This window comes from Acinetobacter sp. CIP 53.82, assembly GCF_000369465.1.
Lineage (GTDB): Bacteria > Pseudomonadota > Gammaproteobacteria > Pseudomonadales > Moraxellaceae > Acinetobacter > Acinetobacter indicus.
Genome location: NZ_KB850046.1, coordinates 650,564 through 663,461 on the forward strand (window position 1 = coordinate 650,564; position 12,898 = coordinate 663,461).

The window sequence follows — 12,898 nt, forward strand, 5'->3', positions numbered from 1 at the left end:
GACATGAAAATTTTACGTTTAAGTCTGAATAATCTGGCTTCTATTGCCGGCACCCAGGACATCAACTTTGAAAGCGCACCGCTGGCTCATGCCGGCCTGATTGCGATTACCGGAAAAACTGGGGCCGGTAAATCGACCCTGCTCGATGCCATGTGTCTGGCGCTGTATGACCAGATTCCGCGCTTAAACGGCGCTGCCGGGGCGCTTAAAGATGCCAGCGGTCAGGGCATCTCGATTAAAGATTCTAAAAATATTCTGCGCCGCGGCTGTACCCAAGGCTTTGCCGAACTGGAATTTATTGCGCTGGATCAAAAGCGTTATCTGGCACGCTGGGAAGTGCGCCGCGCCCGTAACAAGGTCGATGGCAATTTAAAAGTCGAACGCGCGATTACCGCTGTGGAAGATCAGCGCGTGCTGACCCAGAAAATTTCGGAATGCACCCCGACTGTTGAAAAGCTGATTGGGCTGAGTTTTGAGCAGTTTACCCGCGCCGTCTTGCTGGCCCAGTCTGAAGTGGGTGCCTTTTTAAAGGCCAAAGATCAGGACCGCGCCGACTTGCTGGAATATCTGACCAATTCCCATATTTTCAGTCTGGTCAGTCAGAAAGCCTTTGAAAAAATCCGCCAGATTCGCAGCGAAAAAGAACAGTTACAACAACTGATGGGGCATATTGAGTTGCTTAGTGATGAGCAGCTACAAGCCCTGCAACAACAGCATGCCCAGAGCAAACTGAGTCTGCATGAAAAACTGCAAAGCGAAAAACTGCTGTTGAATGATTTAAGCTGGTACAAGCAGCAACATCGTCTGCACAGTGAAATTCAGGCCAAAAAAGAATTTTATCTGGTGCAGGTCGATGCCAACCAGAAAATGCAGCCGCAGCGTGACCTGCTGGCGCAGCTGGACCAGTTTCAGGAAATCCGTGAACAGTATCTGCAGCAGCGCCAGCAACAGTTGCAACAGCAACAACTAGCGCAGCAACTTGAGCAATTCCAGCCGGAATTTCAACACTGTGAACAGCAGCATCAGCAGGCACAGCAGCAGCTGGAACAATTGCAGCACAGCGCGCAACAACAGCAGAAAGAACAGCTACAGTTACAACCCGTGTTAGAACAGGCACTACAGCTGGATGGCCAGATTGAGCATCTGATTCAGCGCTATAAAGAAGCCGATGCCCAGCTGAAACAGATTCAACATGAAAAAATTACACCACTAACCACCCAGCAGCACGGCCAGCAACAGCACTTACAGCAGTTGCATACGCAATTAGAACATCTGGAACAGCAATCGGCCCAGCATGCCTTTCTGGCAGTATTTGACCGTGAGCCACACAGTATTCTGCAACGCTTGCAGCAATTCCAGAAACTGCAACAACAGCTACAGCAGCAGGCGCCGGTACATGCACACAGTTCACTGGCTCAACTGCAACAGCAGCTAGATGATGTAAAACAGCAACAGGCCGATGCGCTCCAGCAGGCCGGCTCACTGGCTGAACTGGAACAGCAAGCCACAGAACTGGAACAGCAGCAGGTACAGCACCAGCAACACAGCCAACAGCTGGAACAAGCCCTGTTCCTGTTACAACACATGCTGAACGAGCAGCAGGAACAGCAGCAATTACAGCAGCACATGACCCAGCTTCAGGCCGAGCTGAGCAGCTTGCAACAGGCGCAAACTGAAGCACAGCAGCACTACCGGAATGCCCAGACGGCACGTGAACAGCTGGAACAGATTTTTGCCCAGCAGCGTTTATTGCAGGCACAAAGTGTGCAGGAGTTGCGTCAGCAGCTGCAAGCAGAACAGCCGTGTATGGTCTGCGGTAGTACTGAGCATCCATTTGTCAGTCATCAGGATTTGCTGGAATCTGCGATGCAGTCGGTGCAGGACACCCAGTTACAACAGGCCCAGCAGCAGGAACAGCAGTGCCAGCAGCAGCTCCAGCAATTACAACTACAACATTCCAAACAGCAAACCCTGCTGGAACAGAAACAGCTACGCTCTAGCCAGCTTCAAGACAGTGTGCAACAGAAACTGCAGCAGGTTCAAAAGCTCAGCCCAAGCACACAGCTGGATGATACAGCACACGATCTGACCGCCTTACAGACCACACTGCAACACAAGCTAAATCAGCAGCAACAGCAGTTACAGCAGCTAAAAACTCGCCAGCAACAGCTGAAAAGCCAGACCCAGCAGCTGCAACATTTGCAGCAACAGATTCAGTCCCTGCAGTTACTCTGTCAGCAATTCCAGCAGCTGGAACAACTGATTGAACCGGTTACCCAGGCACTGGAACCGGCCCAGCAAGTGCAATGGGCGAACCAGGCCGAGATGTGTCAGACTCTTATTGCCCTGCTGAGCAGCCGGACTCAATACCTGCAACAGCGCGAGCAATGCCTGCAACAGCAGCAGGAATTACAGCGCCAGATCAAAGACGGCGAACAGCAACTACAGTTCTATCAGCAGCAACAGCAACAGCTGAGCAATGACCTTACCCATGCACAAACTCAAGGCAGCCAGTTGCGCCAGCAGGTACGTGATCTCAGCCAGCAACATGCTGGACAGGTGCTGGATACCGGCAAAGCCTGGCAGCAGCTGTTACGAGAGCAGCAGCAACAACTCCAGCAGCAGGTAGAACAGCAACACCTGCACTGCCGTCAGCTGGAACAGCAATTCCAGCAGGCGCAGCTGAAACAGCAAGACCTGCATACACGCCAGCAGCAGCTTCTGGAAAGTGTACAGCAGCTACAGCATAACATTCAGCAGTGGCAAAGCCAGCATCCACAGTTCACTGCCGAGAAGATTGAGCAGTGTCTGGGTATTGATCTGGCCAGCTGGCAGGCCATGCGTCAGGCCATCCAGCAACAGCAGCAAGCCATGCTCAGTGCACAAAGTGCGCTGGATGTATTGCAGGAGCAATTCCAGCAGCATCAGGCCCAGCAACCAACTGCCAGCTATGATGAGGTGACCACCCAACTGGAACAGCTGGAACAAGAAAAAAACAGCTTGCAGGAGCAGTTTAACCAGCTGGAAACCCAGTTACGCATGCAGCAACAGGCGCAGGCACAACTGTCCAAATTCCAGAGCCAGATTGAAAAAATTCAGGCTGAAGAATATCGCTGGGGCCGGATTGCCGATTTAATTGGCAGCAAGGAAGGCACCAAATTCCAGAAAATTGCCCAGGAACATCATCTGGATATTCTGGTGGAACATGCCAACCAGCAACTGCAGCCACTGGCGCCGCGTTATCAGCTACAACGTATTCCCAACAGTCTGGGCCTCGCGATTCTGGATCATGACATGAATGGCGAAATCCGGCCGGTACTGTCTTTATCGGGGGGTGAAACCTTCCTGGTATCACTGGCGCTGGCACTGGCCATTGCCAATATGGCCTCCGGCTCCATGAAACTGGAATCGCTGTTTATTGATGAAGGCTTTGGGACGCTCGATCCGGCCTCGCTACATATGGTCATGAATGCGCTCGACCGGCTGCAAAGCCAGGGCCGTAAAGTGGTGCTGATTTCCCATATTCAGGAAATTCACGAACGGATTCCGGTCCAAATTCAGGTCAAACCAATTGGTGCTGGGGCCAGTACCCTGCAGATCGTAGGCTAGACCATGTTCTGGCACTATCGTCCGCTCTCGCCGCAGCTCAGCCTGCAGCTGGAAAGCCTGCGCGGATGGAGTGCCATTCTGGTGCTGTTCAGCCACTGTTTTCAGGCCTTTATTGGTCCGCTGGATCAAACCCTCTATTCGGGTGTGCGTCTGCTCGGACAAGCCGCAGTGATGATGTTCTTTGTTCTAAGCGGCTATCTGATTGGACATTCCATCCGTCACAATATCCATCGCCATCGACAGTTTTCAGGCTTGGCCTATAGCCGGCAACGCTGCCAGCGTATTCTGGGACCATTTTTATTTGCCATGTTGCTGACCTTGTTATTGTATGCACTGGCGCCCTATTTCTTTGCATCCGGCTCCCATAACATTGAGGCGAGCCAAAGCTTTATGATCCGGCACAGCTATGACATTAGTGCAGCCGATTTTCTCGGTTCACTGTTTTTCGTCAATGGTTTTGTAACGCCGACCGTATCGGCCAATGCTGCCCTCTGGAGCCTGAGTTATGAAGTCTGGTTTTATGTTCTGGCCGGTTGTCTGGTGACATTCAGACCTGGGAGCATCCTGCTGTTTTTAACCCTACTGCTCGGCCTAAGCCTGCTCAATATCCAGTTTCTGATTTATTTTCTGGTCTGGCTGCTGGCTTTTACTTTTGCCAGTCCGGCATGGAGCAAACAGATTCCAGCCACTCAGCTGCACTATTTTAAATCCGGTTTTCTGCTCTTGGCGCTGCTGATTGCCCTGTTTGATGCCTACCAGTTTCACTCTGTTTATCTGGCACAGTACTATACTGGCGAAAATTTCAGGCTGTTTAACCTGTGTATCGGAATTGCGGCGGCCTGCTGGCTGCTACAACTGGCGCGTGGTGAACGGCAGATTCAGGTGATCTGGCCGGCTTCCGCGCAGTTTTCCTATACCCTGTATATCACCCATTTCCCGTTGCTGATTTTTATCCTGGGCTGTTTTCCGTTTACGCTGCAGCACGGTTTAGGAGTAGCTCTGCTCAGCCTGATTATCACAATGGCAGTGCTGATTGGTTTTGCCTGGCTGGTGGCGCAAAAACTGGAGCCACCACGCCGGATTGAACGACACTTGTCCTAAGCGGACTGTGATGTCAAACAATAAGCTGAATATTGTGATGCAGCATTATTTCGAATAATCACGCGCACCAAATAATGCCGTACCAATCCGCACCATGGTCGAACCTGCGGCAATTGCTGCATTTAAATCACCGGACATGCCCATACTTAACGTATCCCAATCTGCAGGCTGTGCATGTTGCGCCTTGACCGTATCAAACAGTTGTTTGGCATCCTGAAAGGCGGCAGTGTTATTTGGTGCCGGAATCACCATCAGGCCACGTAAACGTAAATTCGGCAACCGACTGATCTGCTCGACCAGCGCCGGTACTTCGCCAGGGCTACAGCCATCTTTGCTATCCTGTCCATCAATATTGACCTGCAGGCAGATATTCAGTGGCGCCTGCTGATCGCTGCGCTGATTGGACAAGCGCTCAGCAATAATCAGCCGGTCTACCCCATGCACCCAGGCAAATTTTTCAGCCAGATGTTTGGTTTTGTTGCGCTGCACATGGCCAATAAAATGCCACTCAATCTCTAAATCCTGCAGCGCCTCAATTTTTTCCAGCGCTTCCTGTAAATAGTTTTCGCCAAAGGCTCGCTGTCCGGTCTGGTACATTTCCTGCAACACAGCACTCGGATGGGTTTTGGAAACCGCCAGCAGCTGGACCTCTGCCGGGTCACGCTGCGCCTGCTGACAGGCATGCTGAATTTGTTCTAACACATGTTGACGCGATTTTTGCAGGCTATTCATTGATGCGGTTCTCATTTTCATTCATCTTTTTTACTTTGCCCTCGTGCTAGGTGTTGGTTAAGCTGAGGGAAAGCCGTATTATTCTAACAAAATAATTAAGATTTATATGATCTCGGGGAACTTATGGATATTACAGAACTATTGGCCTTTTCGGCAAAAAATGGGGCATCGGATTTACACCTGTCGGCAGGCATGCCGCCACTGATTCGTGTGGATGGTGAAGTACGCCGCATCAATTTGCCCGCCTTGGAACATAAAGAAGTTCACAAGCTGGTCTATGACATCATGAACGACAAACAGCGCCGTGATTATGAAGATAACCTGGAAACCGACTTCTCGTTTGAAGTCCCGGGCGTGGCACGTTTCCGTGTTAACGCATTTAACCAGAACCGCGGTGCGGGCGCGGTGTTTCGTACCATTCCCTCTAAAGTACTGACCATTGAAGATTTGGGAATGGGTCAAATCTTTAGAGATATCTGTGACTATCCACGCGGTCTGGTGCTGGTCACAGGGCCGACGGGTTCGGGTAAATCCACCACCCTGGCGGCAATGATTGACTATATCAATGACAATCGCTATGACCACATTTTGACCGTGGAAGACCCGATTGAATTTGTGCATCAGTCTAAAAAATGTCTGGTCAACCAGCGTGAAGTGCATCGTGATACCCACGGCTTTAATGAAGCACTACGTTCGGCGCTGCGTGAAGACCCGGATATTATTCTGGTCGGTGAGATGCGTGACCTGGAAACCATCCGTTTGGCACTTACCGCGGCAGAAACCGGTCACCTGGTCTTTGGTACCCTGCATACCACCTCGGCGGCAAAAACCATTGACCGTGTGATTGACGTCTTTCCGGCCGAAGAAAAAGATATGGTGCGTGCCATGCTGTCTGAATCTTTACAGGCGGTCATTTCACAAACCCTGCTCAAGAAAAATGGCGGTGGCCGTGTGGCGGCGCATGAAATCATGATCGGGATTCCGGCCATCCGTAACCTGATTCGTGAAAACAAGGTTGCGCAGATGTACTCAGCCATTCAAACCGGTGCCAACTACGGTATGAGTACGCTGGACCAGAGCCTGAAAGCCCTGGTCAGCCGTGGCGTGATCAGTCCACAGACCGCGCGTACTGTGGCGAAACAGCCAGAATCGTTCCTCTAATCGTGTGCAGGAAGCCAGGACAGCGCTATGGACTTTAATGATTTATTGAATTTAATGATTCAGCAAAAAGCATCGGACCTGTTTATTACGGCCGATGTTGAGCCTTCCATGAAAATTAACGGCCAGATTGTGCCAGTGGCCAAATCCAAACTGACCGGGGAAATTGTCGGCCAGCTGCTCAACTCGATTATGACCGACAAGCAGCGCAAGGAATTTGCCGATACCCGTGAATGTAACTTTGCCATCACCAACCGTGATAAAAGCGCACGTTTCCGTGTCAGCGCTTTTCAGCAGCGTGATGAACCGGGCATGGTGCTGCGTCGGATTGAAACCAAAATTCCGACCATGGAAGAACTGAAACTGCCGCCAATTTTAAAAGATCTGGCCATGACCAAACGTGGCATCATCATCTTTGTCGGGGCAACCGGTACCGGTAAATCGACCTCTTTGGCGTCAATTATTGGTTATCGTAACCAGAATTCCAAAGGTCATATCATCACCATTGAAGACCCGATTGAATTTGTGCACGAACACGCCGGCTGTATTATTACCCAGCGTGAAGTAGGCATTGATACCGATTCGTTTGAAGTGGCACTGAAAAACACCTTGCGTCAGGCCCCAGATGTGATCCTGATTGGTGAGATCCGTTCACGTGAAACCATGGATTATGCAATTGCCTTTGCCGAAACCGGTCACCTGGTATTTGCCACCCTGCACGCCAACAACGCCAACCAAGCCATTGACCGGATTATCCACTTCTTTGAGGCTGACCGTCATGGCCAGCTGTTTATGGATTTATCACTGAACCTGAAAGCCATTGTGGCACAGCAGCTGATTCCTACTATTGATGGCAACTCACGTCGTGCCGCGATTGAACTGCTGATTAACTCGCCACTGGTGTCCGATTTAATCCGTAAAGGCGATGTGCACGAAATTAAAGACCTGATGAAGCGTTCACGTGAGTTGGGTATGCAAACCTTTGACCAGGCCCTGTATGACCTGTATAAAGCCAAGCAGATCAGCTACAAAGATGCCCTGAAACATGCCGACTCGCCAAACGATTTGCGTCTGCAAATCAAGCTGTCGGAAGAAGGCGGCGAGCGTTTAATGCATGCCACTTCGAATATTACCTTCGACGGGCAATAATTTTAGGCAAAAAAACAGGCTGATCTTCAGCCTGTTTTTATGGGTTGATTTATTGATGGGCAGTTTTGCGCTTATTTTTTACGGAACGCTTCGCGGCATTCCGGCGCATCGCAGTAGCCATATAAATTCAGTGAGTGACCGGTCAGTTCAAAACCAAACTTTTTCGCCACTTCATGCTGTTCGTGTTCAATCACGTCGTTGGTAAATTCCACCACTTTATTACAGTTCTGGCATACCAGGTGGTCGTGGTGATCTTCCTGCATAATTTCAAAAACCGAATGATTATTTTCAAAATTATGACGCTCGATAATCCCCGCGGCTTCAAACTGTGTTAACACGCGATACACAGTTGCTAAACCCACATCTTCACCCTGTTCGAGTAAAGTCTTGTAAATATCTTCCGCGCTTAAGTGATGTTGTCTTGAATTTTCTAATAATTCCAATATTTTAATTCGTGGAAGTGTAACTTTAAGGCCAGCTTTGCGTAGATCTTGATTTGAAATAGGCATGAAAAAAGGTCTCTCAACAAAATTAAAGTTGGAATATGCAACAAAGTTAAGATGCAGTATGATCTATGCTTGGATCGAATGCATCAATAATTAATTGGGATAGTGTAGCAAAATGCAAAAAGTCATGTTGACGTTATTCGTCACTTCATTGCTCATGGGTTGTTCGACCTTGGGCGTTTATAAAGTAGATATTCCTCAAGGCACCCCCTTAACCCAAGCACAAGCTGCAAAAATTCAGGTCGGCATGAGCCACCAACAGGTCCGCTTTTTGCTGGGTAGCCCAACCATTTCAGATCCAATGAATCCTTTACGTTGGGACTATATTTACCATTATATCCCAGGAACCTATGCTAAAAAAGCCAAGATTCCCGCTGCACAAGGTCAACACTTAAAAATCTACTTCGATCAAACCGGTATTGTGCAGAAAATTGAAGGTTTAGAAACCATTCCTGAACAGCAACCAGGCTTACCGGGTTCAAAAGAAGCAATTTTAACCGCGCCCCCACTATAGCCCCTTTCAGATAAAAAGAAACCCCTCAGTGAGGGGTTTTTCTTATGAACTCAATTGCTTAAAGCGATTGCCTTTGGCATAGCGGCCCACCGGGTTTTTCGCTGCTCGTTTGCGGCGGATATCTTTCGGATTAATGGTCAGCGGCCGGTAAATCTCGACCCGGTCACCCGGTTGCAGTGGCTGCTGCGCATCGGTTAAACGGCTACCAAAAATTCCCAGTTGCAACGGTTCAGGCAAACTGACCTGTTCGCTAATCCCGCTCTGCTGAATCGCATCCAGCGCAGTCATGCCATTTTGATACGGCACTGCCAGATGAAACTGCTGTTCGGCTGAGGCAAAAGCCACCCAGACATACTGCGCAGTCATCAGAACATTTGTCCAATCACGGCCAGCAGCGCAGCAATAATTGCCAGTGGCAAGACAATACGGATGGCAATACGCCACAGGTTATAAAAGGCTTCACTGCTGAAGTTCATGGATTTACGCAAATGACTGATTTTCATGATCCAACCGGCGAAAATCGCATAAATCAGACAAATCACCAGGCCCCAGATCATCAGCAGCGGATTTAACACACTGGCCAGACCTGGAATGGCCCAGATCAACGTGGCTGCCAGCAGAATGATCCATTGAATTGCCACTGCAATCTGACGCTGTGCCAACTGTTCACGTGCCAGTTGCAGGATGAGCGCAGCAGCCATCACCACAGCAAAAGCCAGCGCAAAAGCGGGTAGCTGAGCAGTCGCGGCAAAGAAAGCAAAGGCAATCACGGCCAGTAATTGCGCCAGCCAGATCGGGAACACGGTTTTGGTCGCCACCTGTTGCTGTTGTACCGCCGGCAAACTGGTTTGCCAGTACAGCCCCAGACCTAGGCCACTGGCCACCAACGCCAAGACCGTAGCATTGCCCCACTCGCCAAACTCAAGCGCGGTCATTTGCCATTCAGCAACCGGAGCACCCATCACTTGCGCCAGAATAAAGGCAGCAATCACACCGACCGCAGTCAGGCCAAGCAGCACCAGACGCGAAATAAAAGACAATGCCATGGCAACCAGTGCCAAGCCAATAAAAATCCACAACGGTAGAATCGTTGGCAGTGCCAGCTGGGTCAGCATTTGGCTGACATTAAACAGCATCGCGCCTGCTAAAAATGGAATAAACACCGCGGCCAGCCAGCCCACCAGACGCCACTGTGCAGAGGCATCGGCATCACGGGTCAAACTGGATAGGGCCTGCAAGGCTGTAGTTTTTGAACGCTTGGCCAGCGCAATTTCCATATAGGTCAATGGCAAGGCCAGCACCAGCATGGTACCTAACCACAGCAGCCAGAAGTCCAGTTGACGTTCCAGCTGAATGCCAGTGACCGGTGCCAGTGTGGCAATCAGAATAAATGATAAACAAAATGCCATCAGCGGCGATAACCATCGTGACATAGCATTGTCCTGCATGATGCTTTCCTAATAAAAATCTATCGCTATTTTGCCCTTGTCACCCGGGAAAATCAAAAACTAAAAAAGAAAAAGCAAACCATTGCCATCAATGGTTTGCTGCGCTAGTTTTTAGTCCAATATTGTTGTTCTCTGGTTTTATTAATTGTGCAGTAATTTATTCTGTTTATGAGAAGAAACGGGCAAACCAGTTTTTACCTTTTTTCTTTTCTTTTTCCTGAATAATACCCATCATATTTTCTTTTACAGCGCCAACATAATCTGCATCATCATGCTGAATATGGTTAATTAACCATTTTGACAACACTTCGTGCAGTTCTCCTTCAATGGAATGCCCCATTTCAAAGCGTTCACGATACGACTCGATTTTTTTAATAAATAAGTCATGTACGCGTTTATGTGGTACGCGGTATTTATAACCGGCTTCTTCTTGTAAAGATTCTTCAAAGGTAAAATGAGACTGGGTATAGTCAATAATATTATCGAGAATCTGTTTAATACGGGCACGATCGGTATTTTCACCAATCTCGACAATTTCGTTAATATAATCAAGAATACGTTTATGTTGGTCATCAATCACATCGATGCCAGTATTATATTCTGGAATCCACTTCATTTTCATACGACCACCCCTGAATCAAATGATTTATAAGCTTTGAGCATAGTAGCCATATTTAATTTAAAATAAAAATGAAGTGATTTACTTGGGATTCCTGTTTCTGCCAACAAATTCACACAAACCCTTGTTTTATAATGTTTATATTATTTTAACCTGAGCAAAAGAGTCAGTTATTATTTAACCGTTTTATTATTTTCTGCCGTATTTTTAGACTTAAATAAAATACGGCACTATTTAAAATAAAATATACAACAGTAGATTAATATTGATCGGCGCGGGTAATCCGTTTTAATTCCGGATTCAGACGTTCTTTTTCCAAACGTTCAATATAAGTCAGCTGTTTTCTGATCGGCTGTCCCTGCCGGAATAAAATCATTTCGCCGGGGCTAAAAGCCTGCCAGGTTTCATTTTGAGTCAACGGTTCAGTGGTAATCACCGCCACCCGATCTTCCGGTGTGGTAACCTGGCTAAAATCGACCTCGACATCAATATCAATTAATTGTGCCGGTTTAAACGGGTATTCACGCACCAGCCAGTGCAGTTTGGTGGTGGCATAGCTAAACAGCGCCTGACCATTAGACAGACAGAAGTTAAAGGTGCCATGCTCGGCAATTTTCGGGGAAATTTCGGTCAGCAGTTCAAAGAGCTGCTCTAAAGACGGTTCCACAAAACCGAATTTCAGTACCATCTGATCGAGCAAATAACAGAATGCCCGCTCGCTATCGGTATTGCCCACCGGGGTAAAATGACCGCTTAAGGCTGGATCAAAATGGTGTAAATCGCCATTATGGGCAAAAATCCAGTGGCGTCCCCACAGCTCCCGAATAAAGGGATGGGAATTTTCCAGGGTAATTTTGCCTTGCGTGGCTTTGCGAATATGCGCAATCACATTGCGTGATTTAATTGGATAGTTGCGTACCAGCTCGGCAATCGGTGATTCCACTGCCGACTGGTTATCGACAAATAAGCGGCAGGCCTTGTCTTCAAAAAAGGCGATGCCAAAACCATCACTATGGTCGGAAGTTATGCCAGCACGTTGTGAAAAACCACGAAATGAAAAGGTAATATCAGTAGGTGTTGCACAATTCATTCCGAGTAACTGGCACATACAGGACTTCAACATCTGATTAAAACTGCATTTATTGTGCATGACTCTGTCAGGCCATGCAAATCACAATCGCTGCAAAGTTTTATTTATTCCACAATGTGACGGGTATTTTTCTTGAGTACCATCTTTTTTAGCACCTGGTTCATTTCGACAAAGACAAAATAATCCAGACAGTTAAACTCCTGATCATAATAGGCTTCGGTGGACAGCTTGCCCTGCATTTTCAGGTAAATATCAAACAGCTTGGGAATCCGGCCCTGTTTCAGCGAAGTCATTTCAGAGGCCTGCGGAATATATGCCTGTTTCGAGGCAATGCTACAGCGCTGCTGTTCGCTTAACTGCTGGATATACTGATGGGTATGATAGGCACGCGCTTCATTGCCTTCTAAACGCACACTGACACAGCCAATCAAATAACGGGCTTTCATGCTCCAGAGTACTTTCGGCACCAGATTCAGCCATAAAATGGATAGAGCTTTACCGGCCCGATGCCGTGGATGCACGCAGGTACGGCCAATTTCCACAATATTGTTGAGATGCTTTAATTGCTCTTCAATGGCAAATTCGCTGGCACTATAACTTTGCGCCAGCTCATGCCCTTGAAACAGTTTTAATCGGGTATAGGCCACAATTTCCCCACTGGCCTTATCCCTTAATACGGCATGTTCGCAGCCAAAATCGTAAACATCCTGATCCAGTCCATGCTCAAACTGCAAACCGAACTGGTTGGCAAACTGCTCGGCACGAAATTGCTGTACTTCTTTTAACTGTTTTAAATTTTCAACCCATTCAAAGCTGTATTCTGTTTTTGTTGTGGTTTTAAAATCATATTTGGTATGATTTTTTTTGCTTAAAGGAAAACTCAAATTTTGTCGATATTGATTGAGTTTGGCTAACATCGATCAGCACTCCTAATGTTCTGCCTATACACTAGGCGATGCAGATGACAATTCA

General features: G+C 48.1%; 12 protein-coding genes. 5 read left to right on the forward strand and 7 right to left on the reverse strand.

Annotation, left to right across the window (positions count from 1 at the left end; translation table 11 throughout):
• The first annotated feature begins 3 nt into the window (after positions 1–3).
• Positions 4–3,609: an AAA family ATPase gene (locus F905_RS08690; RefSeq protein ID WP_005179760.1), complete on the forward strand. Its 3,606-nt coding sequence runs from the start codon at positions 4–6 to the stop codon at positions 3,607–3,609.
• A 3-nt stretch (positions 3,610–3,612) separates the two neighbouring features.
• Entirely contained in the window at positions 3,613–4,710 is a 1,098-nt protein-coding gene (locus F905_RS08695) for an acyltransferase family protein (RefSeq protein ID WP_005179762.1), read from the forward strand.
• Positions 4,711–4,755: 45 nt separating this feature from the next.
• Here the strand turns inward: F905_RS08695 and F905_RS08700 are convergent, their stop codons facing one another.
• The gene (locus tag F905_RS08700) at positions 4,756–5,442 is read right to left on the reverse strand and encodes a YggS family pyridoxal phosphate-dependent enzyme (protein WP_005179764.1); all 687 of its coding nucleotides are present in this window, start codon (positions 5,440–5,442) and stop codon (positions 4,756–4,758) included.
• 123 nt (positions 5,443–5,565) lie between these two features.
• Between F905_RS08700 and F905_RS08705 the strand changes: the two genes are divergently transcribed.
• A complete protein-coding gene (locus F905_RS08705) occupies positions 5,566–6,603 on the forward strand; it encodes a type IV pilus twitching motility protein PilT (protein WP_005179768.1) in 1,038 nt (345 codons plus the stop codon).
• 27 nt (positions 6,604–6,630) lie between these two features.
• Positions 6,631–7,749: a PilT/PilU family type 4a pilus ATPase gene (locus F905_RS08710; protein ID WP_005179770.1), complete on the forward strand. Its 1,119-nt coding sequence runs from the start codon at positions 6,631–6,633 to the stop codon at positions 7,747–7,749.
• Positions 7,750–7,820: 71 nt separating this feature from the next.
• Here F905_RS08710 and fur read toward each other — a convergent pair whose 3' ends face one another.
• Positions 7,821–8,258: a ferric iron uptake transcriptional regulator gene (fur, locus tag F905_RS08715; protein ID WP_005179771.1), complete on the reverse strand. Its 438-nt coding sequence runs from the start codon at positions 8,256–8,258 to the stop codon at positions 7,821–7,823.
• Positions 8,259–8,370: 112 nt separating this feature from the next.
• Between fur and F905_RS08720 the strand changes: the two genes are divergently transcribed.
• Positions 8,371–8,769: an outer membrane protein assembly factor BamE gene (locus tag F905_RS08720; RefSeq protein WP_005179773.1), complete on the forward strand. Its 399-nt coding sequence runs from the start codon at positions 8,371–8,373 to the stop codon at positions 8,767–8,769.
• A gap of 42 nt (positions 8,770–8,811) precedes the next feature.
• Here the strand turns inward: F905_RS08720 and F905_RS08725 are convergent, their stop codons facing one another.
• From F905_RS08725 to F905_RS08745, 5 genes are all read right to left on the reverse strand, one after another.
• On the reverse strand, positions 8,812–9,135 hold the full coding sequence (locus F905_RS08725; protein WP_005179774.1) for an RnfH family protein: 324 nt from the start codon (positions 9,133–9,135) through the stop codon (positions 8,812–8,814).
• Positions 9,135–10,217, reverse strand: coding sequence for a hypothetical protein (locus F905_RS08730; RefSeq protein WP_005179776.1), 1,083 nt, complete (start codon positions 10,215–10,217; stop codon positions 9,135–9,137). Before F905_RS08730 ends, F905_RS08725 begins: the two co-directional genes overlap by 1 nt.
• A gap of 166 nt (positions 10,218–10,383) precedes the next feature.
• Positions 10,384–10,839, reverse strand: coding sequence for a bacteriohemerythrin (locus F905_RS08735; RefSeq protein ID WP_005179777.1), 456 nt, complete (start codon positions 10,837–10,839; stop codon positions 10,384–10,386).
• A gap of 256 nt (positions 10,840–11,095) precedes the next feature.
• A complete protein-coding gene (locus F905_RS08740) occupies positions 11,096–11,944 on the reverse strand; it encodes a class II glutamine amidotransferase (RefSeq protein ID WP_005179779.1) in 849 nt (282 codons plus the stop codon).
• 86 nt (positions 11,945–12,030) lie between these two features.
• Positions 12,031–12,843: a GNAT family N-acetyltransferase gene (locus F905_RS08745; RefSeq protein WP_005179781.1), complete on the reverse strand. Its 813-nt coding sequence runs from the start codon at positions 12,841–12,843 to the stop codon at positions 12,031–12,033.
• Between the last annotated feature and the right edge of the window lie 55 nt (positions 12,844–12,898).